Source organism: Paenibacillus sp. sgz302190, assembly GCF_059820445.1.
Map to the genome: position 1 here is coordinate 162,385 of NZ_JBZYAO010000013.1, position 23,582 is coordinate 185,966.

25 protein-coding genes are annotated in these 23,582 nt (G+C 51.7%); 18 read left to right on the top strand and 7 right to left on the bottom strand.

The window, feature by feature from the left end:
- Positions 1-23: 23 nt before the first annotated feature.
- Entirely contained in the window at positions 24-578 is a 555-nt protein-coding gene (locus AC6RNO_RS16660) for a hypothetical protein (protein ID WP_497106098.1), read from the bottom strand.
- A gap of 145 nt (positions 579-723) precedes the next feature.
- On the opposite strand from AC6RNO_RS16660, the gene AC6RNO_RS16665 reads away from it, so the two are divergent.
- Together AC6RNO_RS16665 and AC6RNO_RS16670 are read left to right on the top strand one after the other, a co-directional pair.
- A complete protein-coding gene (locus AC6RNO_RS16665) occupies positions 724-2,010 on the top strand; it encodes an MFS transporter (protein WP_497106099.1) in 1,287 nt (428 codons plus the stop codon).
- Positions 2,007-2,930 (top strand): Gfo/Idh/MocA family oxidoreductase, encoded by a 924-nt coding sequence (locus AC6RNO_RS16670; RefSeq protein ID WP_497106100.1) that lies wholly within the window; start codon positions 2,007-2,009, stop codon positions 2,928-2,930. The genes AC6RNO_RS16665 and AC6RNO_RS16670 overlap by 4 nt, the downstream gene beginning before the upstream one ends.
- 16 nt (positions 2,931-2,946) lie before the next feature.
- Here AC6RNO_RS16670 and AC6RNO_RS16675 read toward each other — a convergent pair whose 3' ends face one another.
- Entirely contained in the window at positions 2,947-3,273 is a 327-nt protein-coding gene (locus AC6RNO_RS16675) for a YnfA family protein (protein WP_474686654.1), read from the bottom strand.
- A gap of 83 nt (positions 3,274-3,356) precedes the next feature.
- On the opposite strand from AC6RNO_RS16675, the gene AC6RNO_RS16680 reads away from it, so the two are divergent.
- Together AC6RNO_RS16680 and AC6RNO_RS16685 are read left to right on the top strand one after the other, a co-directional pair.
- Positions 3,357-4,331 (top strand): WYL domain-containing protein, encoded by a 975-nt coding sequence (locus AC6RNO_RS16680; protein WP_497106101.1) that lies wholly within the window; start codon positions 3,357-3,359, stop codon positions 4,329-4,331.
- Between the two features lie 62 nt (positions 4,332-4,393).
- Entirely contained in the window at positions 4,394-4,903 is a 510-nt protein-coding gene (locus AC6RNO_RS16685; protein WP_497106102.1) for a DinB family protein, read from the top strand.
- Positions 4,904-4,978: 75 nt separating this feature from the next.
- On the opposite strand, the gene AC6RNO_RS16690 is transcribed toward AC6RNO_RS16685, so the two are convergent.
- A complete protein-coding gene (locus tag AC6RNO_RS16690; RefSeq protein ID WP_497106103.1) occupies positions 4,979-5,458 on the bottom strand; it encodes a hypothetical protein in 480 nt (159 codons plus the stop codon).
- Between the two features lie 341 nt (positions 5,459-5,799).
- Here AC6RNO_RS16690 and AC6RNO_RS16695 point away from each other — a divergent pair, with 341 nt between their 5' ends.
- Complete coding sequence (locus AC6RNO_RS16695; RefSeq protein ID WP_474686658.1) at positions 5,800-6,000, top strand: hypothetical protein; 201 nt, start codon at positions 5,800-5,802, stop codon at positions 5,998-6,000.
- Positions 6,001-6,249: 249 nt separating this feature from the next.
- Here AC6RNO_RS16695 and AC6RNO_RS16700 read toward each other — a convergent pair whose 3' ends face one another.
- Entirely contained in the window at positions 6,250-7,005 is a 756-nt protein-coding gene (locus AC6RNO_RS16700; RefSeq protein ID WP_497106104.1) for a response regulator, read from the bottom strand.
- Positions 7,006-7,031: 26 nt separating this feature from the next.
- Positions 7,032-8,855 carry a histidine kinase gene (locus tag AC6RNO_RS16705; RefSeq protein WP_497106105.1) on the bottom strand — a complete coding sequence of 608 codons (1,824 nt, stop codon included), beginning with the start codon at positions 8,853-8,855 and terminating at the stop codon, positions 7,032-7,034.
- Positions 8,856-9,044: 189 nt separating this feature from the next.
- Between AC6RNO_RS16705 and AC6RNO_RS16710 the strand changes: the two genes are divergently transcribed.
- The 13 genes from AC6RNO_RS16710 (at position 9,045) to AC6RNO_RS16770 (ending at position 20,568) form a co-directional block, all read left to right on the top strand.
- The gene (locus tag AC6RNO_RS16710) at positions 9,045-9,920 is read left to right on the top strand and encodes a carbohydrate ABC transporter permease (RefSeq protein WP_488438236.1); all 876 of its coding nucleotides are present in this window, start codon (positions 9,045-9,047) and stop codon (positions 9,918-9,920) included.
- The gene (locus AC6RNO_RS16715) at positions 9,917-10,738 is read left to right on the top strand and encodes a carbohydrate ABC transporter permease (RefSeq protein WP_474686662.1); all 822 of its coding nucleotides are present in this window, start codon (positions 9,917-9,919) and stop codon (positions 10,736-10,738) included. Before AC6RNO_RS16710 ends, AC6RNO_RS16715 begins: the two co-directional genes overlap by 4 nt.
- A 28-nt stretch (positions 10,739-10,766) precedes the next feature.
- Complete coding sequence (locus AC6RNO_RS16720) at positions 10,767-11,540, top strand: glucose 1-dehydrogenase (RefSeq protein ID WP_497106106.1); 774 nt, start codon at positions 10,767-10,769, stop codon at positions 11,538-11,540.
- A 24-nt stretch (positions 11,541-11,564) separates the two neighbouring features.
- Positions 11,565-12,476, top strand: a complete 912-nt coding sequence (locus AC6RNO_RS16725) for a fumarylacetoacetate hydrolase family protein (protein ID WP_497106107.1) — start codon at positions 11,565-11,567, stop codon at positions 12,474-12,476.
- A 132-nt stretch (positions 12,477-12,608) separates the two neighbouring features.
- A complete protein-coding gene (locus AC6RNO_RS16730; protein WP_497106108.1) occupies positions 12,609-13,973 on the top strand; it encodes an extracellular solute-binding protein in 1,365 nt (454 codons plus the stop codon).
- 25 nt (positions 13,974-13,998) lie between these two features.
- Positions 13,999-14,325 (top strand): L-rhamnose mutarotase, encoded by a 327-nt coding sequence (locus AC6RNO_RS16735; protein ID WP_497106109.1) that lies wholly within the window; start codon positions 13,999-14,001, stop codon positions 14,323-14,325.
- Between the two features lie 10 nt (positions 14,326-14,335).
- The gene (locus AC6RNO_RS16740) at positions 14,336-15,103 is read left to right on the top strand and encodes a glucose 1-dehydrogenase (protein WP_497106110.1); all 768 of its coding nucleotides are present in this window, start codon (positions 14,336-14,338) and stop codon (positions 15,101-15,103) included.
- A gap of 18 nt (positions 15,104-15,121) precedes the next feature.
- A complete protein-coding gene (locus tag AC6RNO_RS16745) occupies positions 15,122-16,198 on the top strand; it encodes an enolase C-terminal domain-like protein (protein ID WP_497106111.1) in 1,077 nt (358 codons plus the stop codon).
- Between the two features lie 22 nt (positions 16,199-16,220).
- Positions 16,221-17,483, top strand: a complete 1,263-nt coding sequence (locus AC6RNO_RS16750) for a hypothetical protein (RefSeq protein WP_497106112.1) — start codon at positions 16,221-16,223, stop codon at positions 17,481-17,483.
- A 30-nt stretch (positions 17,484-17,513) separates the two neighbouring features.
- Entirely contained in the window at positions 17,514-18,308 is a 795-nt protein-coding gene (locus tag AC6RNO_RS16755; protein ID WP_497106113.1) for a sugar phosphate isomerase/epimerase family protein, read from the top strand.
- A gap of 49 nt (positions 18,309-18,357) precedes the next feature.
- A complete protein-coding gene (locus AC6RNO_RS16760) occupies positions 18,358-19,371 on the top strand; it encodes an alcohol dehydrogenase catalytic domain-containing protein (protein WP_497106114.1) in 1,014 nt (337 codons plus the stop codon).
- Between the two features lie 20 nt (positions 19,372-19,391).
- Positions 19,392-20,222 carry an amidohydrolase family protein gene (locus tag AC6RNO_RS16765; protein ID WP_497106115.1) on the top strand — a complete coding sequence of 277 codons (831 nt, stop codon included), beginning with the start codon at positions 19,392-19,394 and terminating at the stop codon, positions 20,220-20,222.
- 172 nt (positions 20,223-20,394) lie between these two features.
- Positions 20,395-20,568, top strand: a complete 174-nt coding sequence (locus AC6RNO_RS16770; protein ID WP_497106116.1) for a hypothetical protein — start codon at positions 20,395-20,397, stop codon at positions 20,566-20,568.
- Between the two features lie 160 nt (positions 20,569-20,728).
- Here AC6RNO_RS16770 and gcvPB read toward each other — a convergent pair whose 3' ends face one another.
- A complete protein-coding gene (gene gcvPB / locus AC6RNO_RS16775; protein WP_497106117.1) occupies positions 20,729-22,186 on the bottom strand; it encodes an aminomethyl-transferring glycine dehydrogenase subunit GcvPB in 1,458 nt (485 codons plus the stop codon).
- A complete protein-coding gene (gene gcvPA, locus AC6RNO_RS16780) occupies positions 22,183-23,538 on the bottom strand; it encodes an aminomethyl-transferring glycine dehydrogenase subunit GcvPA (protein ID WP_497106118.1) in 1,356 nt (451 codons plus the stop codon). The genes gcvPB and gcvPA overlap by 4 nt, the downstream gene beginning before the upstream one ends.
- Positions 23,539-23,582: the final 44 nt, after the last annotated feature.

The window sequence follows — 23,582 nt, forward strand, 5'->3', positions numbered from 1 at the left end:
GACTTTCGTTTTGCCGGCGGAGCTCAGGCTCCCAGCGATTGTCCGCGCGTCTTGGCGCTCTTGCCCGGCACGCCGAGCAGCTCTTGCAAGTCGGCCATGCGAATGACGAAGCGGTTGATTTCGCTCGTCGTGTAGGAAAGCTGGTAAGTGCGCTCGACGAGCTGTTTGAGCGAAATGCCGATCCAGTTTTTTTTCCGTGGATGCGGCTTGAGGTCATGTTTTAATACGGACATGGAGGCGGCATACGGGTCCGGCTGAAAAGAGCCGGCGACCTTAACGTCGTCCAGATTAAAGTAGAGCTTGCTGCGGTTCCACTGCACATATCCCGGTTCAAACAAAATAAAGAGCAGATCGGCGTCCGCCGTTTCGCTGCCGGGCTGCTTGATTAAGCGCACGGCATGGCCTTTGTCCGGCCTGATATATTGATTCGACTTGCTGTCCGGCAAAAAAGGGACGATCAGCAGCGGACAAACGCTGGCGATGTACAAATAATCAGTTGACTGAAAAACTAGAGAGAGTACAATAAAAATCAAAAAGAGCAGAACACTGGTGAAAAGTCCAAAGTTGTTCGGTTTCATAGATTTTCGATAATCCCGCCTGACGTGATAGATTCGTCTAACGCTAACAGAACTATTTTACCACAAGAGACTTGCAGATTGCAGCTTTAAAGATAGGCCGATAGGCACAAACCCCACAAGACGGCTACAAGAGGTGACAGCAGCTATGAATATTTGGAACAAATTGCGTAATCCCAGGAAAAAAATGTCGCCTAAACGAAAATACTTGACGATAGCAATCTTGGAAGGTTTTCCGGCTGTCGTTATTTTTCAGCTACTGGGAGGCCCTTTTCTGACCGGGTATTTGCTTTATCTGGGCGCTTCCTCCCAGGAAATCGGGTTCGTGCTGGCGATAACGACGGTCGTGAATGTCGTTCAGATTTTAATGGCGGTCGTGATGCAAAAAATTCATAACCGCAAAGCGATGCTGCTCGTCTTCGGCTCGCTGCACCGCCTTCTGTGGCCTGCCGTCGGTCTGATTCCCTTTCTTTTCCCCAAGGATTTGTGGGTGGTCATGTATATCGTGCTGTACACTTCGGCTCACGTCTGCAATGCCGCGGGAACCGTCGTCTGGACGTCCCTGATCAGCGACGCGGTGCCGTCTGCGGTGCGCGGAAGGTATTTCGGCATCCGCAATACGGTGCTCGGGGCGATGAGCAGCTTGGCCTTGTTCGTCGGAGGCCAGGTGCTTGACCGGTTTCCGGGCGGCGAAGGCTTCCAGTATTTGTTCATCATCAGCGGGGTATGCGCGCTTTTGAATATTTTGGCGTATTGCTTTTACCCGAATCCGCCCTTCGAACCGTCTGTGGAGGCCAATCCGCTCGGGATGATCGGCAAGCCGCTCAAGGACCGCGGTTTTGTGCGGGCGATTGCCTTTCTGTCGGTCTGGCTGTTCGTGCAAGGCGTGACTGTGCCGTTTTTTTCATATGTAATGCTCAAGCTGATGAACGTCAGTTATGAAGAAGTTTCGCTCATTACGGTCGTCCATACGCTTGTTATGATGGGGAGCTACTATGTTTGGGGCAACTTGAACGTCCGCTACAGCGCACAGCGCCTGCTCTTGTGGTCGCTGCCGATTATCGCCGCGGCTTGCCTGCTTTGGGGCGGGCTGGCCGTACTGCCGCCGCTTGTCGTGCTGTATGCGGTTCATATTGTGCTCGGCATCGGCCTGGGCGGCTTTAACCAGATGGTATTCGCGTTTACGATCGGTGACACGCCCAAAAGGGAAAGGCCGATGTACGTGGCCGCATATTCCGCTTTAACCGGATTTGCCGCATTTCTGGGCCCGATTTTCGGGGGCAAAGTGTACGAATGGATCGCCGAAATGCCGATGTGGGTTCAGGTATACGGCGTGTCCGTGCTGGCCGGCGCTTTGCTGCTTGTTTTCGGCTTGACGGTAGGCCGTCTTGTGCTTGGGAACGAATCATGGAAGAGGAGAGAGTATACACAATGAGACGTAAAAGAATCGGTCTGATCGGTCTTGGAGACATTGCGCAAAAAGTGTACCTGCCTTTGCTGTCGGAAAGCGAGCAGGTGGAAATCGCCGGCATTATGAGCGCTACGCCGGCTACTGTGGAGCGAATGAAGGCGAAGTACCGCATTCCTTTCGGAACGGACAAGCTTGACGAACTGCTTGGACTCGGTCTTGACGCCGTATTTGTCCATAGCCCGACTCCGACGCATTTTGATATCGCGATGCGCTGCATCGATGCGGGAGTAGCCGTATACGTCGACAAGCCGCTGTCCTACAATTGGGAGCAGTCTGTAGAAATGGCTTCCTATGCGGAGCGCAAAGGCGTCCTGCTGGCGGTGGGCTTTAACCGCCGGTTTGCCCCGCTCTATGCGGAGGCCCGGCAATGGCTGGCGGAAACGGGCGGGTTCGATTGGTGCTCGGCCGCCAAGCACCGCATCAAGCAGCAGACGAACAGCGCCAAGGAAACGCTGTACGACGATCTCATTCATATGCTGGACCTGCTGCTGTGGCTGGGCGACGGCCCGTATGAACTGAATACGTACAATCAGCAGGTGGATGGAGAAGGCAGGCTGCTTCACGCTTCGGGAAGCTTGTCCTTTGGCACGGCGACAGGGACGTACAGCATGGTCCGGCTGGCCGGCGCCGACTTGGAAAAAGTCGAGCTGCACGGCAGCGGACGGTCTGCGGAAGTGACGAATCTGGAATCCGCCATCCTGTACGAAAAGGGGGCCCCGCCGCGCATCCGTACGTTCGGCAGCTGGGATTCGGTGCTGGAGCGCCGCGGCTTTGCCGGAATCGTCGGGCATTTTGTGGCCGCCCTGGACGATCCGCAAGCCTGCTCCATCCGCGCCGATCTTGTCCTCGGTTCGCATGAGCTGGTGGAACGGATATCGCTATAAAGCGGCGCCGGCTTGTTTACCCTCTGGGCGCCCACAGCATGACCGAAACGCCGACAAGGCATATCCCGGCCCCGATCCAGTCGTAGAGGTCGGGCATTTTTTTATCGACCCACCAGCCCCACAGAACCGCCAGCACGACAAAAATGCCGCCATATGCCGCATATACGCGCCCGAAAGACGGGAAGCTCTGCAAAGTCGGAATAATGCCGTAAAGGATCAATATGACTCCTCCAAGGATGCCGTACCCGTAAGGTTTGGACTCCCGGAGCCACAGCCAGATGAGGTAACCCCCGCCGATTTCGGCGAGACCTGCGACAATAAATAACAAGAGGGCGGACACCATTTTGCAAGCAGCTCCTTTTTGCTTTTCATTGTAGCTTGATTCGGAATAACAGGCAATCCTGTCGGAAAAGGAGCATACGCCCGATGTCCAAGGCCGATCATATGCTGTCGATTTTGTGGATGTTAAAATCAGGCAAACGGGTCACCGCCAAGCAGCTGGCGGACAAGCTCGAGATCAACGTTCGCACCGTTTACCGCTATATTGACGCATTGTGCGCCAGCGGGGTTCCGATCATATCGGATTCCGGCCATCATGGCGGCTACAGCTTGTCGGGGCCGTTCGCCGATTCTCCGCTCGTTTTTGACCTGGAAGAGCAAAAAGCGCTGACCCATGCCGCGCAATTCGCCCAGGAAGCCGGGTACCCGTTTGGCGAGCAGTTGGAGAGGGCCATTGCGAAATTAAAGCTGTACACGAACCAGGAACAGCAGCACGCAATCCGCCGCCACGAGCTGGGCTTCGATGTGATCAGCCCGCAAGCGGATGCGTCCGAGGTTTCCATGCTGAGAGACCTGGAAGGCGCCGCAGCCGACAGCCGCAGCCTTGTTTTGGACTATCAAAAAGGATACGGGAGCACGACCCAAAAGCGCGAACTGAACCCCTACGGCCACGTCAACTGGAAAAACAAATGGTACGTCGTCGGCCAGTGCCGGCTCCGCGGTGAAATCCGCAGCTTCCGCGTCGACCGCATCCGCAGCTTGAGCTTGACCGGTGAACGCTTTGAGCGCCCGGCGGACTTTTCAGCCAGACAGTTCTTTCTGTCCAACCTGCTGCCGCCATCGGATCGGCCGGAAGAGCTCATGCAGCTAGTGATTCAGGGCAAGGAGCAGGCCATCGACGATTTGTGCGGACATTGGTATCTGGGAGCCGCCATCGTCAAGCGTACCCGGACAGAGGCATATTTTATGATTGAAACAAGGGCGATGGACGGGCATCTTCCGTATCTTCTGCTTAGTTATGGAGGGACGATCCGGGTTATGGAGCCCGACAGTCTCAAAAAAGCGCTGGTCGAAGTCACCGGCCGCCTTCTCGATTTTTACCGGGCCCGTTATCTTGACTGACTGCAGTTGTCAGTGAAGACTGGCTATGATGTAAATATGAAAATCCAGGGAGGGACAAGCCGATGTTTCAACAGACTTTGAAAAATTACGAGTATCACATCTGGGCGAACAAAAAGGTGTTCGGGCGGTTAAGAGAGGTGCCTCAAGAAGTGCTGCACCAGGAGCTTTCGAACGTGTTTCCGACACTGTACGAAGGTTTGGTGCACATCTACCGAACGGATTCCGTCTGGCTGGCCGGGATGAAAGGCTGCAGCTACGAACAGGTCGTAGCGCTGCTTGAAGGAGTCAGCGAAAGAACGAGCGGCAAAACGCTGGAAGAACTCGACGCCGCATACGATGTGCTGGCTGCGGAGTATAAAGATTTTTTGGCAAACGAGGCAGATTTGCTGGCGGTCAAGGAGTTCCCGCATCCGACGTACGGCGTGCTCCGCGCCAGCATCGACGAACTCATCCACCATATCGTCAACCACGGAACGTACCACCGCGGCAACATTTCGTCGATGCTCCGCCAAGCGGGACACGCCGGGGCTTCCAGCGATTTTGTGTTTTATTTGTACGAGGTGAATAAGTAGAAAACACCGCTCCGGACCTGCCTCTCTGCTCAAGAAGGCCGGTCCGGGGCGGTGTTTTTCCAAAATCAACTCATTTTAGTTAACTGATAATTGATAGTAGTCTGGACTAACAGTGTTTTGAGACGTATAAATATGTATTTTGTACTTGGTGTTGGGCTGAGGATGAATTTGAACCTGCGATATGGAATTGTTATCAACAAGCCATTCCTTAGAAACAAAACCGCCCCATTCATCAGTGATTCCCCAATTGTACGCCTGTCCGCCAGGAGGCATGACTAGTGTTATTGTTGCAGTAATTCCTGGAAAATAAATAGAAGAAGGGAATTCGAGAGAATACCAATCATGGTCGGTTGGGCTGCTTAATGTACCCAACTTGGTGAAGGTGTAAGGATTTGTGTCGGTAGTTCCTGCAAGAAACGATTCCGGACTGCTAAAACTGTTATTCCCAACGTCATTTTGCTCCTTAATATTAGTGTTTGCAGCAAGTGCGGAGTTTGTACCGAATGCCAGCATGGAAACTGTTGCTAATGCTACTGTGATGGTTTTTAGATTCACGGCGTAGAATCCTCCTAAATAAATATAATATATGGTATTAATTAACAAGTAAAATATTACCACAAAAATTGTAAATTTCATCGTACAAATTGACTATAATGGAAAATTAGGAAAATATACCTATTAATATATAATATTTTCATAGATTGTTTATTTTAAGGATTTATTGAGGTTTTGTTGTTATTGTAAAAAACACTTGATATTTAAGTCTTTTCCTCAAAAACAACTTTGAGATTGTAAGTTTAAACGATGGGGGCAGGGAATACCGCTCCAAAATGCCTATGGACTTGTCTGTTGAGGAAGTTTGCGGTGGTAGGAGAATCAAAAGGGGAGCCTAATGTTTGGCGAAGCCGCTCTTTCTTAGCGCGCGCTTCTCCCTTGCAGGTTGCAGCCTTCTCAGCAAAGGGGGATTAGGTGAATCGATAGAGAGAAAACCTGCGAAAGTGCAGGTTTTTCCTCCGCAACTGGCTTATTTTGGCGAAAAGCCTGCAAAAGTGCAGGAATTTTCGCTGAAAGTGAACTTGAGCCCATGTTCCCGCTGAAAAGCCTGTACAATTGCAGGAATTCTTCAAGGCCAGCGATCAAGGACGCAAATTCATGTATTTTTGCAGGTTTTCTTCGTGCTGCCAGGCAGATTGTGGTTATCGCCACTGACACAGGGGTTTTTCAGCAGCCTGATATGTAGAGTGTCCTTGCTTGCTTGTCTATGCCATAACAACCGGGGCTTTCCCATCGATGTAGTTGGATGCGGGAAAGCCTCGTACGTTTGATGGCGCTGCCGGCTAAGACGCTTACTGAAGCCGAAATTCACTAGGCGTAACTCCGGCAACCTGTTTGAAAATTCGGCTGAAATAATACGGATTCGGATAACCGACCCGTTCCCCGATCTCTTTGACAGACAGTTCTTTTTGGTTTTTCAATAAGTGCCGCGCTTCGTTGATGCGAAGCGTTATCAAATATTTGGAAGGCGGCTCGCCTGTATGCTTGATAAATAACTTCGTCAGATAGGAAGCATTAAAATTAAATTGCTTGGAAATTTGCTCTAATGTCAGTTCTTGCCGGTAGTTATTTTTGATAAAGAGCTGAATCATGTCAACGATCTGTTCGGGAGAGTAAGTGCGGTTCTCCGGGATGGAGAGTTTATGAACCTTGGCTTGGTTCCTCTCTTTATCCAACTGCATTTTGATTCTGCCCAACGCTTGCTCCAGTTCAGTCTGTTTAACGGGCTTTAACAAGTAGTCTGCAGTCTCGTACCGGAGCGCCTGTCTGGCGTACTCGAATTCGTCATAGCCGCTCAATACGATTTTTTTAACATGGGGAAAGAGCAGAGACGTTTGTTTTAAAAGCTCTAACCCGTTCATGACCGGCATTTGAATATCGGTGATCAGCAGGTCAGGGCTTGAATCTTCCAGCAAATGCAGGGCTGCCGCACCATCCTGTGCGGTACCGCATACTTCGAAAATAGGATCGATCTGCTGCACCTTTTTTACGAGATTATGCAAAATTAGCTGCTCATCCTCCGCTATAACGACTCTAATGGGACCCATGAATTGCATACACCTCCTTACATCCTTTATAGATTTCCGCCTATGGTAACTTGAGCGCCGCCTTCAGGCAGATTGGCGATCTCAAATACCATTTGCGGTCCGTAGCTCATTTTTAAACGAATATATATGTTCATGAGACCCATTCCATCGAGCTGCAGATTCGGAACTAGCCCCGTTTGCTCAATATGGCTTACTTTTGCGTTCACTTCCTCAAGAACCTCCGATGAAAACCCCGGACCCTTATCCCTTACGCTGACTATCCACCTGGAAGAATCCGCATAGCCTTGTATGTGTATATGCCAGGGCGGGGACAATTTTGTACTGTATTTTAATGCATTTTCTACAAGAGGCTGGATGATCAGTTTGGGGACATGGATATCCCGCAGCTTGTCATCTATCTCGAATTCGTAGTGCAGACTGCCTCCATAGCGATATTTTATACATTGAAGATATTTTTCGGTATAGGATAGTTCGGTATCCATTGCAACCAGATTGGAATCGTCGGAAGAAATGTAACGAAGCATGTCGGACAAGTTTTCAATCATGCCCACAATTTGTTCGTTCATATGCTCTTCTGCCATAACGCTAATGGTAGTCAGCGTATTATAGAGAAAGTGCGGGTTCATCTGGGATTGCAGCGCCAGCATTCGGGCCTGCAGCTCTTGAGATTGAGATAACAGTACCTGGTCCATAGATAGTTTCAGCCGCTCGCTCATTTTAATAAACGCAAGCTTCAAACGATCCAGTTCGTTAAACCCGCTGTTCAGCTGCAATTGGGAGTTGGAAGATATCGTTTCGAGATTGGTAGACTTGATGGCTGCATGCATGGAAGCAATCGGCTTCGTGATTCTCCTGGCCGCCAGATAAGACAGGAAAATGGCCAATGTCAGAATAATTAAGCTCAGCAGCAAAAAAGCTCTTGTAAACGCTGTCAAAGGTGCTAAAAGTTTTTTTTCGGAAATGATGACGGCTGTATTCCAACCCGTGTAGTCGGAATGATTCAGCGTGTACAATTCCCGGTTTTTTGTTTGCGGATTCATGATGTAGCCGTCGGATATATCTGAATGGCTCAGAAAATGACGAATATACTCGTTTAAATTCTGACTGTTCGCGTGAATCGGATAAATTAAATTTCCCTGATCGTCGTAAACGATCAATTTCTCGCTCCCGTCCGTTTGTGCGATCTGATTGCTTACCGATTTAAACGCATTGCTTACGGATTGTTTGACCTCGGCTATTCCTTCCGGCGTATTGTACTTGTCGAAGAAAACCCTTAATAACGAAATGGAGCTGGCGTCATCCTGGGAAGAAAGAAATTGAGCTAATTCTTCATCTTTTTCCGGAATGGTGATCACTTTTCCTTTTTCATTTTTCAGCACTTCCTGATACCACGGTTTATCTGCCAGACGAATAACGGATTTGCGGTTATCGTAGCCGGAACCGAACATATTGCCGTCGAAATCGTACAAATAAATTTGCTGCGCCGGAAAAGCAGGGCCGTTGGCTGCGACGAGTATTTCGGCCAAATCCTTTGAATTAGTAATAGCGTCACCGGCATTGTAAGACGGCTTTCCCAACTCTTTAGAATCTTGGGTGAACTGGAGGAACCGTTCCTTGACCAGATTGGAATACAAAATATTGAGAGAAACCGTATCCATCTTCTGTATTTCCGCATTCAGCTTTTCGTTCACCGTGGCGGACGTGCTGGCAATTGAATCTTTGGCTTTATTCTTGAGCCAGTAGGAGGACCAGGAGTAAAAGGCAATGAACGAAATGGTCAATACGATAACGATGATCATCGAGTAGGTCAGAAACAGAATGGATCGGATGGATTTCTGCCTGAAATTCATAATCGCACCTCCCATCTTATTTTGCGGTTTGTGTCGACTATTGTCAAAATATTTAGGCAGGTAAAATATGTGCAAACGAATAGCTTGATTTGTGCATGGTTTAGGGAAACATATAAAACTATAATGAAAGCGTAATCATCGATGAGGACAATGAAGGCTAGAGAAATAAAACGAGTGGAGCTGTCAGCTATGAATAAACATATGTACCCTTTCTATTTCACGTTGGGAGCGTTTCTGCTGTATGTGCTGCTTTTCGTATTGCCCGGTTTCATGGGAATCATGTATTCGTTTACGGATTGGAACAGCTATACTTCCGATATTAACTATGCGGGGCTGGAAAACTTCAAAACCATTTTTTCTGCGGATGAAAATTACTTGTTCTACGTAAAAAATACGCTGATCTTTACGGTATCGACCATTTTGCTGAAAACGGCAATCGGTCTTGCGCTTGCTTTGATGCTGAATCACGGGATCCGTATGAAAAATTTCCATCGAGTCGTTATGTTTATGCCGGCTGTTGTGCCCATGTTGATTGTAGGGCTTATTTTCAAATCGGTGCTTCATCCGGACAATGGCCTGCTGAATGAACTTTTGCGGTCAACAGGGTTTGGCTTTCTGGCAAAGCACTGGCTGACGGATATACATCTGGCATTTAAGTCCATTATCGGAGTGGATGTCTGGAAAGGTTCCGGGTATATCATGGTCATTTTGCTGGCGGGTTTGCAAACGATTCCAAGCATGTATTATGAAGCGGCTTCCATCGATGGCGCAAGCTATTGGCATAAGCTCAGACATATTACGATCCCGCTTCTAATGCCTGCGATTACGATCACTACCATATTGAATCTGCTCTATGGAATGAAAGTTTTCGATACCGTTTACGTGCTCACCAATGGCGGCCCGGGATATGCAACGGAGGTGCTGTTCACAGGGGTATTCAAAGAATTCTCGATGGGGCGTTATGCGGTGGGCACCGCCTTATCGACCTTGATCTTTTTGGTAATGGTTGTCATCGGATACTTCGCCATTAAGCTGATGAACAGAGAGGAGGAAGCGGCAAAATGAAGGTCAGCTGGTTGCAAAATGTTTTGAAAAATGCGGCAGCTTGGATATTAAGCCTGGTTACGATGGCACCGCTAGTCGTCATTCTCGTCAATTCGCTCAAAGACAAGGTACAGGCAAGCTCGATGGGCTTGGAACTGCCGAACAGCCTGCACTTCGAAAACTTTTTGGTAGTGTTCGAGAAGGGCAAGCTGGGACAATCGCTTTGGAACAGTTTGCTCTATTCCGGAGTTTCAACCGTTCTGTGCATTGTTTTGTCCGCGATGGCCGCGTATGTGTACGCCAGGAACAAAACCGGATTGAATCGCTTTTGCTATTTGTTCGTCATTTTGGGGATCGCCATGCCCTTGAATTATTTTACACTAACCAAAGTGATGCAGATGACTCACTTAATCAACACGCAAATCGGTATCATTATCCTCTATGCGGTCGTGCAGATTCCATTCACCGTATTTATCTTGTATGGCTTTGTCGGAAGTGTCCCCAAGGAGTTGGATGAATCGGGCATCATCGATGGCTGCAGTCCTGCAAGACTGTTCTATTCCATCATTTTCCCTCTGCTTAAGCCTGCGGTGGTGACTGCATTTATCTTGGCGTTTCTCAATTCCTGGAACGAATTTTTGCTTCCGCTTTATTTTTTAAATACAGCCGTACAATGGCCGATGACGCTGTCGGTATACAATTTTTTTGGGCAATACCAGATGGAGTGGAACTTGGTGTGTGCGGATATCGTGATGACAAGTCTGCCTGTTATTATCGTCTACTTGATCGGACAGCGTTATATTATTGCAGGAATGACGGCCGGTTCCGTAAAAGGCTAGTCTATTATCCGTTTTGAGGAGGGTTGTTATGCGTCTATCCAACAAAATTGTATTGATCACAGGGGCCGGTTCCGGGATCGGGAAAAGTTCGGCGCTTCTTTTCGCGCAAGAAGGCGCGACATTAATTGTTAACGATATTGACGCAGTAAAAGGCGAGGAGACTGTCCGGGAACTTAGGGCGCTCGGGAGCGAGGCTGTTTTTATTCAGGCGGATGTTACAAGCCCGGGCTCCGTGAGAGCGATGGCGGAACAGGCTGTGACGGCATTTGGCCGGATTGATGTCTTGTTTAATAATGCGGGAATCAGCGGTGTGGGAGCGCTCCATGAAGTGGAGCCCGATGCTTGGGAGCGGGTGATGAATGTCAACATTCTGGGCGTGTACTTGCCGTGCAAATATGTGCTTCCCTATATGATGGAGCGCCGTGCCGGGAGCATTATCAACATGTCCTCGTGCGTCGCAGAAATCGGTCTCGCCCGCAGAGCCTCCTATGCGGCAACCAAAGGGGCTGTTTTGGCTTTGACGAAATCGATGCAAGTGGATTATGCAGCATATCAAATCAGAGTAAATGCGCTGTTACCGGGAACTATTATGACTCCGTTTGTGGAAAATTACTTGAAAACAGCTTACGACAACCCGGAAGTATCCATACAAAACATTAAAAAGCGGCAGCTCAGCGGTGAATTGGGACGGCCTGAGGATGTGGCCCAAGCCGCGCTGTTCCTGGCTTCAGACGAATCCAAATTTATGATGGGTTCTCCGCTTTATATTGACGGTGGCGTCGTATTCGGTAAAAATGCGTAAACAAAAAACCAGGAGGTCAGTGAAATGAGATTGGCTGCATTTCTAGAAAATGGAGAGTACCAATTAGGGGTAAAAATCGAACAGGGGGTTGTGGACGTTTGCGCAGCTTTAAGACGATTTCCCGCTGAAGCGGATTGCGCAGTGCCTCAAACGATGAAGCAATTGATAGGTGGGGGAGTTCAGGCAATAGCTGCTTTGCGGAGTTATGTCGAACAGTTGAATCCCGCTGCGGCAGCGTCGGACGCTTCCTGCCTGTATCAAGAAGCGGCACTTGAGTGGGGAACCTGTTTGCCGGAGCCGGGTAAAATCATTTGCGTAGGGCTGAACTACCGCAAGCATGCGGAGGAGACGAATGCGCCTATTCCAGAGTATCCGATACTTTTTAACAAATTCAGCAATGCGCTGGCCGCTTGCGGGGAGGACGTTCCCCTGCCCCGTACATCCGTAAAGGTTGATTATGAGGCTGAACTTGGCATCGTTATTGGCAAAAGAGCCAAATATGTGAACAAGGAGGAAGCACTGGACTACGTCTTTGGCTACTGCAATGTAAACGATGTGTCGGCAAGAGACTTGCAGATGAGAACACCGCAGTGGCTGCTTGGGAAGTCATGCGATAAATTTGCTCCGGCAGGACCGTATCTCGTTACGGCGGATGAAATCGGAGATCCGAATCAGCTGGAAATCAAATGTCTGGTGAATGGGGAAGTAAGGCAGCGATCGAACACATCGGATATGATTTTCCGCTGCGATGAAATTGTGAGCTATATTTCACAGCATATGACGCTCGAGCCGGGCGATCTTATTTTGACGGGGACGCCGGAAGGCGTCGTGCTCGGTTATCCGCCGGAGAAGCAGGTCTATCTCCAGGATGGGGATATTGTCAGCGTAGAAATTGAAAAGCTGGGAACGTTAACAAACAAATTTGTTGCCGAGTAAAAAAAGGATAAACAACAAAACGGATTTGTGCATTTTTAAAATAAATGACACAAGTTACAATGAAAGCGCAAACAAATCAATGAATTTTGCCATCAATTTCACAAAGACTATCAAAAAAAGGGGAAATTCGGCATGAAAAAAACGCTCGCGATTTTGGCATCAATCAGTGTGCTGGCAGGCCTTGTGGCCGGCTGCGGATCAACAAGCGGCACAACGGAAACGCCCGCTGCTTCAGGCACAGCTTCAAGCGGCTCGTCTTCCACCAAGACGGACAACAAGTCCAAAGAAAAAATCACGCTAACCTATATGGCGAGCCAAGACTGGATCAAGGATTCCGAAATGCAGCTGGCCAAAAAGTTCGAGACGGAAACAGGCATCCATATTGATTACCAGATCGTGCCCGCGGATCAGTATCAAAACCTTTTGAAAACGAAACTGAATGCCAAGGAAGCCCCGGATATTTTCGGCGGGCAGGACGGCCAATTCGACTTGGGCCCGAGTTATGATGTCGAGAAAAATGCGGTGGACTTAAGCGGCGAAGAATGGGTGAACCGGGAAGACAAGTTATTCCTGCAGCAGGCTACTTGGAAAAGCAAGGTGTATGCGCTGACGATTTGGGACCCGAGCTATGATTTTTATGTGGTGTACAACAAGAAAATCTTTGAAAAGCTGGGGCTGAACGTTCCCAAAACCTATGATGAATTCAAAGCGGTCTGCCAAAAAATTAAGGATTCCGGCATAACGCCGATTTATGAACCGGTCGCTGACGGCTGGCATCACGTGCTCTGGTTCCCGGAAATCGGACCGAAGTACGAGGAAGCCAACCCGGGGTTAACGGAAAAATTAAACAGCAACAAAGAGCAATTCGCCAATGTAGCGATCATGGAAAAGGCGCTGACCCAGTTTAACGAACTGGCCCAATCGGGCTATATGGGCGAAAGCTATTTGTCCAATACGTTTACAGATACGGAGAAAAATATGGCCGGCGGAAAGTTCGCTATGACCGTTCACAATCTCGGATTAGCTTCTACGATTGAAAAAGCATTTCCGGATGTAAAAGCGAGCACCTTCGGTTTCTTTCCGATCCCGCTTGTCGACAATCAAATCATGAACGTTGCTCCTGCGGCGCCAAGCAAATTTATTTATTCAGGCTCGAAGCATATCGATGCCGCCAAGCAATACTTCCAATATTTGACGAAGCAGGAAAACTTGCAATTTTTCCTGGACAATGAGCCTCGCTTCCTGGCCATAAACTTTTCGGGCATTAAGGATAGATTTACACCTGAAGAGAAAGAGTTCTTTGACACATACGGCAAAAAGCAAGGAACCGTTTTCCAGACGGCTGTCAAATATGTGAATCCGCAGTGGATGGATATGGGCAAAGATATGAGTGCGATGCTGACGGGAAAAATGACGCCCAACGAAATATTGAAAAATATTGATAAAAGAAGAAGCGCACAAGCCAAAGCGGCGAAAGATTCGGCTTGGGGGCAATAAAAGGGGTACGAAAGAGAGTCGAACGATGAAGAACGGAGTCTGGGTTGCTTCTTTAAAAGAAGAACAAATAAGCGAGTATGAGCGGCTGCACCTGCGGATTCCGGATGCGATTCGCAGGCAGCTCGCGGATAAAGGTTATACCCGTCTGGATATAACCCGCTGCGGTTTGACCTTGGTGATGGTATGGGAAATCGACGAGTCACTGATAATTGCGGAGCGGCAGATCGATGAGCATGCGGAAAGTGATTGGGATTTTGTAACAGGTGCCTGCTTTGCCGAAAGCTGGCAGGCCGCCCCTGTCATCTTTAGTCTCCAGGAGCAGTTTGACAAATGGGGGAGTCCCCGCAAGTGAGGCGAAAGCAATGAACATCCATTTATCTGGAAAAATAGCTGTAATTACCGGATCTACGAGCGGTATCGGCAAAGCGGTGGCCGAGACGTTGGCGCTGCAGGGTGTGAAGGTCGTTGTACACGGAAGGGATGCCGAACGCGGGGAGCGGATGGTTGCCGATATATGCAAGCATGGCGGGGAAGCGATGTTTTTGCAAGCGGATTTGCTTGATCCGCAAGCTCCCGCGCAAATGGTCAGCCGCATTGTCCGTGAATGGGGACGCATCGACTTTGTTATTAATAACGCGGCGCTTGTGTGCAACAAAACGATGGAAGAAATAAGGAACGAAGACTGGAACGATTTGCTTGCCGTTAATTTGAAGGCACCGTTCTTCCTGATTCAGGCTGCGCTTCCATGGCTTAAAGAGAACAAGGGGGCGGTGGTTAATGTAAGTTCCGTGAACGGTATCCGCAACAAGCCGAACAATTTGATTTACGATACGATCAAAGCCGCCTTGAATCATATGACCCAAGGCTTGGCTCTGGATCTCCGGGAAGCGGGAGTCCGTTGTAACGTCCTGATGCCGGGGGGTGTGGCAACGCCACTGATCAATTCATGGTTTCGTCAGTTTACAGAAAATCCCGAGGAAGCGGAAAGACTGGCTGAGCAGGAGAAAACGCGACCGTTCATGGGGACGCCGCAGCAAATTGCAGATGCCGTATTGTACTTGTGCAGCGGGCAGTCGTCCTGGATTAACGGCGCGGTCATCCCGATCGATGGCGGTTTTCATATCGGGTAAAAGGGAGAAGCAAACCATATGAAAATTACAGATGTAAGAGCGTATGCGATCAAAAACAACATAGATATCCCTTTCCGTTGGCGAAAGGGATTGCCTCAAGGGTCTCATTTGAACGAGACCGGCATTCTCCGGATTATAACCGATGAAGGAATCGAAGGCGTTGCGGTAGCGCAGCGCGGACTAATGACCGTAGACTACGCGCAGCGCAGGTTGAAGGATTTGTTAATCGGGCGTGATCCGCTGCTGAAGGAGCAGCTCTGGCACGAGATTTGGGAGCTGGATCGTGCCGAGGAGTTTCAGATTTATTACATGGGCTTGGCCGATGTCGCTCTATGGGACATTACGGCGAAGAAAGCCGGCATGCCGCTGTATCAGCTGCTGGGCGGCTCCCGGGATCGCGTTCAGGCCTACGCCTCCACGGTTACCTATGCAACTACAGACGAATTTCTGCGAGTTGCGGATCATTGTTTGGAGCAGGGCTACAAGGCGATTAAGCTTCATGCCTGGGGGGACGCCAGAGCGGATGCGAAGCTTTGCCAAGCGCTGCGAAAGCATGTTGGCGACGATATCATCCTGATGTATGACGGCTCGGCCGGCTTCGATTTGCAAGAGTCCGTTTATCTAGGTAAGGCGCTGGAGCAGGCGGATTATTATTGGTATGAGGAACCGATGCGCGAGTTCAGCATCTGGAATTATAAAAAGCTATGCGACGAACTGACGATTCCCGTGCTGGCGGCTGAGACTTCGGACGGCTGCCATTACAATGCGGCAGATTTCATCGTTCACGGCGCTTGCGACCGAATTCGCACAGGAACCGTGCTGAAAGGCGGCATTACGGGTTCGCTGAGAATCGCGCATCTGGCGGATAGTTTCAATATGAAAGCGGAGATTCACGGCGGGGACCAGGCGAACGTTCAGCTTGCCTGCGGAATAGCGAACAATACGTTTTTTGAGGTGCTGGTTTGGGGGACCGGACCGATTGGTTTCGGTTATGAAGTAGAGCCGGACGGTTTCATTACTGCGCCGAAGGAACCGGGAATCGGCTACAAATTTGACTGGGAAGAAATTGAGAAGAAAGCTTACGCCAAAGTATAAGCCAAGAGCGGGAGGCACCGATATGAAATCTGCAATCAAATTTACAGGCATTCAAAACCCTTACGAACTCGGGAAATACGGGGTTGCGGAAAACGCGAAGAAGCTGCTTAGATATGCCTATATCCATCAGGAACTGATGTTCGCACAATGCGCGCAGCTGCCCTCTTTGCAGGACTGGGAGCTGAAGCAAGGGATCAGCCGCCATCTTTACGAGGACGCGGAAGCGGCGACGGCGCTCCGCGAGCGGATCGTCGATATGAGAACGTCGGCCGCTTTGTTGGGCAAAGCGCCCGACCCGTTTGTGCAGCTTTTTTTCGAAGAGCTGATCCATGCGAAGTCGGATTTGGAGCTGGCGACGGTGCTGTACGGTTTTGTGAAGCCGAAGTTGCTGGACATGTATCGGAAGCATGTGAAGGAAACTCAGCAGATCGTCGATCAACCGACGATTCGCATGTTCAGACAGATCATTGCGGACCTGGAGGAACAGGTCGTATGGGGAGCAGACATTCTGGAGCATCTGCAGAACAAGGAGACAGCGGGTCGGGACGCGCAGGGTTTTGTCGATTTCCTCAAGCAACTGGAGCAGCTTGGAGGAGGCTTTGACGCGGAAGGCGAGAAATCCAAAGCATACCCGGACAAACATAGATCCGGCAAGCCTTATACGATGGTAACGAACATTGTTCGCGATTCGACCATGGGACCGACTGTGAACCAACGCGCAAGCATGGGTATCGCTTTTGAGAACCCGGACGAACAACTGCTGGTGGATATGATGCGGGTGCGGCAAGAAGAGATGGTTGCCTGCGAATTGATTGCAAGCGTCATTTATTTGCAAAAAAATATGCCGTGGGAATTTTACCGCGATTTAGCGCGCCATCTGTGGGATGAAGCGAGACATTGCATGTTCGGTCAAGCCGCTCTGGAAGCGGAAAATCACGATTGGCGGAGCCGTCCGCAATTTGCCGGCGATTACGATTTGATCGTGCCGAAGATGGTGGAAATGCGCTATGCATGGCTATCCATCGGAATTGAGGATGCGCAAATGAAGCGTCCGGGCAAAGTGGCGGAATTTGAATTCTGCAAAAATACGGCGAAGCACCCGTTGATGGCGCAGTTCCAGGATTACGATTGGGCTGACGAAGTCAATCATGCGGCTTTCGGCCGGAAATGGACACCGGAGATGTTCGATGAGGATTTGGAGACGATTCGCGATATTACGGTGGGCCCCGTTAAGGAATATTTTACGCAAACCGGGTTGTCCTTAAAACAGATCGTGTTCAAGTGAGGATGCGTGCCGAAAGTCTGGGGGTATACAGTGGAACTGAAACTGTATAAATCATTGTGGGGAATGACGGGAAGTGTGGAGCAAATGTTCGAGAAAATCGCGGCAGGGGGATATACGGGAGTGGAATCCCCGTTATTTATGATAAGTAACCCTGCGCGGTTTCAGCAACTGCTGGCCGAATACAAGTTCGATTTTATCGCACAAATTTTTTCTTCGGAACCGCATAGCGATTCGTTTCGCGAGGAAGTAGGGCGGGCCGCTCAATACGGCCCGATTCTTATCAATGCGCAATCGGCTAAAGATTCTATGCCATGGGAACAGCAGCGCCGTTTTTTTGAAAGTGCCCTGGCGGTAGAGCAAGGGGCAGGGATTGCCATTGCGCATGAGACGCATCGCGGCCGCGCCATGTTCACGCCATGGCATACAGCCAAGCTTCTAGAGGCCTATCCGGAGCTGAGAATTACGGCCGACATCAGCCATTGGCTGTGCGTTTGCGAATCCTGGCTGGAGGACCAGCAGGAGGCGCTGCGGCTTGCCGCCGAGCGGACGATCCATCTGCATGGGCGCGTAGGTTATCCGCAAGGGCCGCAGGTTCCTCATCCCGGCGCGCCCGAATATGCCAAGGAGCTGCAAATTCACCGCAGCTTCTGGGAGCAGGTGCACCGCTGTCATCGGCTTCGCGGGAGCAAGTCTTTGACCTGCACGCCGGAATTCGGCCCTCCGGGTTACATGCACACACTGCCGTTTAGCGGACAGCCGGTGACCGATTTATGGGAAGTATGCCAATGGATGGCGGATTGGTTTAGGGAAACCTTTGAAGCGTAACAGACTTTGACTGCTTTGATACGATGAACGAGAAAAGAGGAGTATCGCGATGAAGGCTGTCTATTATGAAGGGAACCGTTCACTGAGCGTCGGTGAATCAGAAGCAGTGCCGCCGAAAGCCGGAGAAGTGCAGATTCGTGTGTCCTACGCGGGCATTTGCGGAACGGACCTGCACATTTATCTTGGACATATGGATCAGCGCGTCGCCTTTCCGCAAATTATGGGGCATGAAATGTCCGGAGTGGTGGAAAAGGTCGGTGAAGGCGTCGAGCATGTAGCTGTCGGAGACAGGGTGACGGTGATGCCGCTGCATCCGTGCGGCGAATGCCCCGCTTGTTTGGCGGGTCACAGCCATATTTGCCACAAGCTGAATTTTTTGGGCATCGAGACTCCGGGAGCGTTCCAGACGTACTGGACCGTGCCGTCCTTTACCGTGCTGCCGCTGCCCTCCGAGCTGCCCTTGGAGCATGCCGCGCTGATCGAGCCGCTTGCAGTGGCTTGTCATGATGTGCGTATCGGCGAGGTCAAGCAGGGCGAATACGCCGTTGTGATTGGAGGCGGGCCTATCGGCGCCTTGATTGCGATGGTAGCGCGGGAAGCAGGAGCGAACGTGCTCGTCTCTGAAATTAATCCGTTCCGGTTGGAACTGCTGGCTAAGCTCGGATTTGAGACGATCAATCCGCTGGAACGGGACATCGCCGAGTATGTGACGGAGCGAACGGGAGGGGCGGGCTGCGATGTTGTCTTTGAAGTGACCTCCTCTCAGGCCGGCGCCGCGGCGATGACGAAGCTTCCGCGTACGAGAGGCCGCATTGTAGTCGTTGGTATTTTCAGCAAACCGCCGCAGGTCGATCTGCACCGTTTCTTCTGGAGAGAACTGAAGCTGAACGGAGCGAGGGTTTATGAGAAGGAAGATTTCGAGCAAGCAATTGGTCTGGCTGCTCAGGGCGTCTTGCCGATCCAGTCCTTGATCACTGAAGTACTGCCGCTGGAAATGCTGGAATCAGGGCTTGCGCTTATGAATAGCGGAGGCTGTGCAATGAAGATTTTGCTGCGCTGTTAAGGGCAGAAGGGAACGACAACATGCGAATTGACGCTCATCAACACTTTTGGACGATCGAGAATCGGTACAGCTGGCTTTCGGAGGATGACGGGCTGTTGTACCGCAACTTCGAGCCGCCGGAATTGAAGCCTCTGCTAGACGAGGCGGGCATCGACAAGACTATACTTGTACAGTCGGGAGATTATGAGTGGGATACCGCATACATGCTGGAACAAGCGGGTGCAGCGGACTGGATCGCCGGTATCGTTGGCTGGGTTCCGCTTGATCAGCCGGATGAAGCGGGCAGGAGGCTGGAAGCATACAAGAAAAACCCTTTATTCAAAGGAGTCCGCCATTTGATTCACAACGAAACGGACCCGGATTGGGTGATTCGGGATCGGGTGATTGAAGGGTTGAAAGTACTGTCATCTTTTGATCTGACCTTCGATGTGGTTGCCGTATTTCCGAATCACTTGAAGCATGTGTCTTCACTGGCGGAGAAAGTCCCGGACTTACGCATCGCGATCGATCATTTGGCGAAGCCGCCCATTCTCTCCGGGGCCATGGAGCCATGGGCTTCCCAGCTCCGGCACGCAGCGCAATACCCGCGAGTGTACGCCAAAATATCGGGCCTGAACACGGCTTGCGACTGGGGGAACTGGAGCTCTGCCGACATTCGGCCTTATGTGGATGCTGCGGTTGCAACTTTTGGCGCAAGCAGGTTGATGTTTGGAAGCGATTGGCCGATCGCCAATCTGGCGGGTGGTTACAAAAAGGTATGGGAGGAAACGCTGCAAACGCTGAAACGATACTCCAAGGCGGAGCAGGATGCCATATTGGGAGGTACGGCTGCACACTTTTACAGCATCTAGCGGTTCGAGGCAAACGAAAAAAAACGGTTCTTTCGCCAATGATGCGAAGAACCGTTTTTTTGCAGGTTTTCTTTGCGCAGAATGCTAAATCTTTTGCTGCGTGCGCCACACCCGGCATGAGCTGCGGACTCGCTTAAAAGGGAGAAAAGATGCGAAAGTGCAGGTTTTTCTTATGGCAATGGAACATTTTGGCATAAAACCTGCGATTGTGCCCGATTGTGCAGGAATTTTCGCCGCAATGGAACCTGAATTCATATTCCCGGCGAAAAACCTGTACAATTGCAGGAATGTTTCGCTGCTGGCATATCAACAGGCAAAAATGCTGTACTTTTGCAGGCTTTCTTAGCGCCACTAAGCTAGACCGGCTCCGTCACGGGGGTTCTGGGCAGCCTGATTTCGCAGTATTTTTTCCAGGCCCTGCCAAGCCGATCCGCCTGATGTTCCTGCCGTGCAGCCTCGCAACTCGCCTGGAGAGTATGCATTAGGGTTAAATCAAGCGCCCAGGCCTATCCGCAGCTGCAGTTCAGCACCGGCTTGCGCGCGGCAAGCGCTTCGTCCAGGCGGCTGACGATCGTCGTGTACGGCGCGTTTTTGACAAGTTCCGGATTTTCCTCCGCTTCCTTGGCGATCGTGATCATCGCGTCGATGAATTGATCGAGCGTTTCTTTGCTTTCCGTCTCCGTCGGCTCGATCATAATGCATTCCTCGACATTAAGCGGAAAATAGATGGTCGGCGGATGGTAGCCAAAATCAAGCAGCCGTTTGGCCATATCGAGCGTGCGGACGCCGAACTTTTTTTGGCGATTGCCGGACAGGACGAACTCATGCTTGCAAAAGCGCGGGTGCGGCACATCGAAGTGCGGAGCAAGTCTGGCCAGCATATAGTTGGCGTTCAGCACGGCGTATTCGGACACTTTGCGCAAGCCCTCGGGACCGAGCGTACGGATGTAGGTATAGGCGCGGACGAGGATGCCGAAGTTGCCGTAGTAGCCTTTTACGCGGCCGATGGATTGCGGGTAATGATGGTCGAAATAAAAGCTGCCGTCTTCGCTCTTCGCGACGAGCGGCGTCGGGAGGAAGGGGATCAGCTTTTCCTTGACGCCGACCGGACCTGCGCCGGGGCCGCCGCCGCCGTGCGGGGTGCTCATCGTTTTGTGCAGGTTGAGGTGCACGACGTCGAAGCCCATATCGCCGGGACGCGTAATGCCCATAATCGCGTTGGCGTTTGCGCCGTCATAGTACAGCAGCCCTCCTGCGGCATGAACGATTTCGGCGATTTCGACGATCTGCTCCTCGAACAGGCCGAGCGTGTTCGGGTTGGTCAGCATCAATGCGGCGGTGTCCGGACCGACTGCACGGCGCAGCTCGTCGAGGTTCACCAGGCCGCGTTCGTTCGATTTGATCGTCACCGTTTCGAAACCCGCTACGGTAGCGCTGGCGGGATTCGTGCCGTGCGCGGAGTCCGGGCAAATGACTTTCGTCCGGCGCTCGCCGCGGGATTCATGATAAGCGCGGATCATCATGAGGCCGGTCCATTCGCCGTGAGCTCCGGCGGCGGGCTGCAGCGTCACCCGGTCCATGCCCGTGACCGCTTCGAGATCGCGCTGCAAGTTGTAGAGCAGCTCCATTGCGCCTTGCAGCGATTCCTCCGGCTGGTAAGGATGGATTTTGGCGAAGCCGGGAAAGCGGGCGACGTCTTCGTTGATTTTCGGGTTATATTTCATCGTGCAGGAACCGAGCGGATAAAAGCCGTTGTCGATGCCGAAATTTCGGCGCGACAGTGCGGTATAGTGGCGGATGACGTCCACTTCGTATACTTCCGGAAGCTCTGCGGGGCTCCGGCGCTGAAATTGCCGCGGAAGCAGGGTGTCGAGGTCGGCTTCCGGCACGTCGCATTCCGGCAAGGCGTAGGCGACGCGGCCCGGGTGGCTCATTTCAAAGATCAGCGATTTCAGATCGTTCATGCAAGCTCCTCCAATACTGCGGCGAAGTTGTCGATATCTTCGCGCGTTCTTTGCTCCGTGACGGCGATCAGCATATGGCCGGCAAGCTCGGGGTAGTCGCGGCCGAGATCGTAGCCGCCGATGATCTGATGCTGCAGGAGCTTGGCGTTCAGCTCCTGCACGTTCGCGCCGTCAGGCAGTTTGACGGCGAATTCGTTGAAAAAGCTGCCGCCGAAGGGCAGCTTTAGCTTGCCTGACGCGGTGAGGCGGTTCGCCGCGTAGTGGGCTTTTTGGACGTTCAGCTTGCCGACATCCCGGATGCCCTGCTTGCCCATCGCGGACAAGTACACGGATGCGCAAAGCGCGAGCAGCGCCTGGTTGGAGCAGATGTTCGACGTCGCTTTTTCGCGCCGGATGTGCTGCTCCCGCGCCTGCAGCGTCAGCACGAACCCGCGCTTGCCGGCGCGGTCTACGGTTTGCCCGACGATGCGCCCGGGCATGCGGCGCATCCAGCTTTCGGCGACGGCGAAGTAGCCGCATGTCGGCCCGCCGAGCGAAGCGGCGATGCCCAGCGGCTGGCAGTCGCCGACGACGATGTCGGCGCCGAGCTTGCCCGGCGCCTCAAGCAGCCCGAGCGTGAGCGGATTCGCGCTCACGACGAGCAGTGCGCCCGCGCCGTGCGCGAGCGGCTCCACTGCCGCGATATCCTCCAAACAGCCGAAAAAATTCGGCGATTGGAGGATGACCGCGGCGGTGTCGCCGCCCAGCCTGGAAGTGAGGTCGTCCAGATCGGTCACGCCTTTGGGCGTGCAGCCGATCTCGACCACTTCCAGGCTCAGCCCGCGGGCGGAGGCGGCAACAATCGCGCGCGCCTCCGGGTGCACCGCGCGCGAGATGAGCAGACGGCTGCGCTTCGTCGCGCCGCTCGCCAGGGCGCCGGCTTCGGCCAGCGCCGTCGCGCCGTCGTACATCGAAGCGTTCGCTACGGCCATGCCGGTCAGCTCGCAGATGTACGACTGAAACTCGAAAATCGCCTGCAGCTCGCCCTGGCTGATTTCCGGCTGATAAGGCGTGTACGCCGTGTAGAACTCCGAGCGCGAAATAACGTGATTGATCACCACCGGAAGATGGTGATCGTAGATGCCTGCGCCAAGGAAGCTGGCGTAGCGGTCGAAGTCCGCGTTGCGGCCCGCCAGGGAGCGCATGTAGCGCAGCAGGCTTTGCTCGTCGAGCGCGGCGGAGACGTTCAGCTCTCCTTTGTAGCGAACCTGCTGCGGAATATCTTGAAACAGCTCGTCGATGGACGAGATGCCGATCGTCTCCAGCATTTCCTTTTGATCCTGCTCGGTAACCGGTAAGTAACGATGCTTCATAACAGCTTGCAGCTCCTCTCTCGATCAGGGATCGGAATTCCGCC

Excerpts from the sequence above, each read along its gene's own strand:
- AC6RNO_RS16660 (WP_497106098.1), bottom strand. The coding sequence starts at position 578 with ATGAAACCGAACAACTTTGGACTTTTCACCAGTGTTCTGCTCTTTTTG.
- AC6RNO_RS16665 (WP_497106099.1), top strand. The coding sequence starts at position 724 with ATGAATATTTGGAACAAATTGCGTAATCCCAGGAAAAAAATGTCGCCT.
- AC6RNO_RS16670 (WP_497106100.1), top strand. The coding sequence starts at position 2,007 with ATGAGACGTAAAAGAATCGGTCTGATCGGTCTTGGAGACATTGCGCAA.
- AC6RNO_RS16675 (WP_474686654.1), bottom strand. The coding sequence starts at position 3,273 with ATGGTGTCCGCCCTCTTGTTATTTATTGTCGCAGGTCTCGCCGAAATC.
- AC6RNO_RS16680 (WP_497106101.1), top strand. The coding sequence starts at position 3,357 with ATGTCCAAGGCCGATCATATGCTGTCGATTTTGTGGATGTTAAAATCA.
- AC6RNO_RS16685 (WP_497106102.1), top strand. The coding sequence starts at position 4,394 with ATGTTTCAACAGACTTTGAAAAATTACGAGTATCACATCTGGGCGAAC.
- AC6RNO_RS16700 (WP_497106104.1), bottom strand. The coding sequence starts at position 7,005 with ATGGGTCCCATTAGAGTCGTTATAGCGGAGGATGAGCAGCTAATTTTG.
- AC6RNO_RS16705 (WP_497106105.1), bottom strand. The coding sequence starts at position 8,855 with ATGAATTTCAGGCAGAAATCCATCCGATCCATTCTGTTTCTGACCTAC.
- AC6RNO_RS16710 (WP_488438236.1), top strand. The coding sequence starts at position 9,045 with ATGAATAAACATATGTACCCTTTCTATTTCACGTTGGGAGCGTTTCTG.
- AC6RNO_RS16715 (WP_474686662.1), top strand. The coding sequence starts at position 9,917 with ATGAAGGTCAGCTGGTTGCAAAATGTTTTGAAAAATGCGGCAGCTTGG.
- AC6RNO_RS16720 (WP_497106106.1), top strand. The coding sequence starts at position 10,767 with ATGCGTCTATCCAACAAAATTGTATTGATCACAGGGGCCGGTTCCGGG.
- AC6RNO_RS16725 (WP_497106107.1), top strand. The coding sequence starts at position 11,565 with ATGAGATTGGCTGCATTTCTAGAAAATGGAGAGTACCAATTAGGGGTA.
- AC6RNO_RS16730 (WP_497106108.1), top strand. The coding sequence starts at position 12,609 with ATGAAAAAAACGCTCGCGATTTTGGCATCAATCAGTGTGCTGGCAGGC.
- AC6RNO_RS16735 (WP_497106109.1), top strand. The coding sequence starts at position 13,999 with ATGAAGAACGGAGTCTGGGTTGCTTCTTTAAAAGAAGAACAAATAAGC.
- AC6RNO_RS16740 (WP_497106110.1), top strand. The coding sequence starts at position 14,336 with ATGAACATCCATTTATCTGGAAAAATAGCTGTAATTACCGGATCTACG.
- AC6RNO_RS16745 (WP_497106111.1), top strand. The coding sequence starts at position 15,122 with ATGAAAATTACAGATGTAAGAGCGTATGCGATCAAAAACAACATAGAT.
- AC6RNO_RS16750 (WP_497106112.1), top strand. The coding sequence starts at position 16,221 with ATGAAATCTGCAATCAAATTTACAGGCATTCAAAACCCTTACGAACTC.
- AC6RNO_RS16760 (WP_497106114.1), top strand. The coding sequence starts at position 18,358 with ATGAAGGCTGTCTATTATGAAGGGAACCGTTCACTGAGCGTCGGTGAA.
- AC6RNO_RS16765 (WP_497106115.1), top strand. The coding sequence starts at position 19,392 with ATGCGAATTGACGCTCATCAACACTTTTGGACGATCGAGAATCGGTAC.
- AC6RNO_RS16770 (WP_497106116.1), top strand. The coding sequence starts at position 20,395 with ATGGCAATGGAACATTTTGGCATAAAACCTGCGATTGTGCCCGATTGT.
- gcvPB (WP_497106117.1), bottom strand. The coding sequence starts at position 22,186 with ATGAACGATCTGAAATCGCTGATCTTTGAAATGAGCCACCCGGGCCGC.
- gcvPA (WP_497106118.1), bottom strand. The coding sequence starts at position 23,538 with ATGAAGCATCGTTACTTACCGGTTACCGAGCAGGATCAAAAGGAAATG.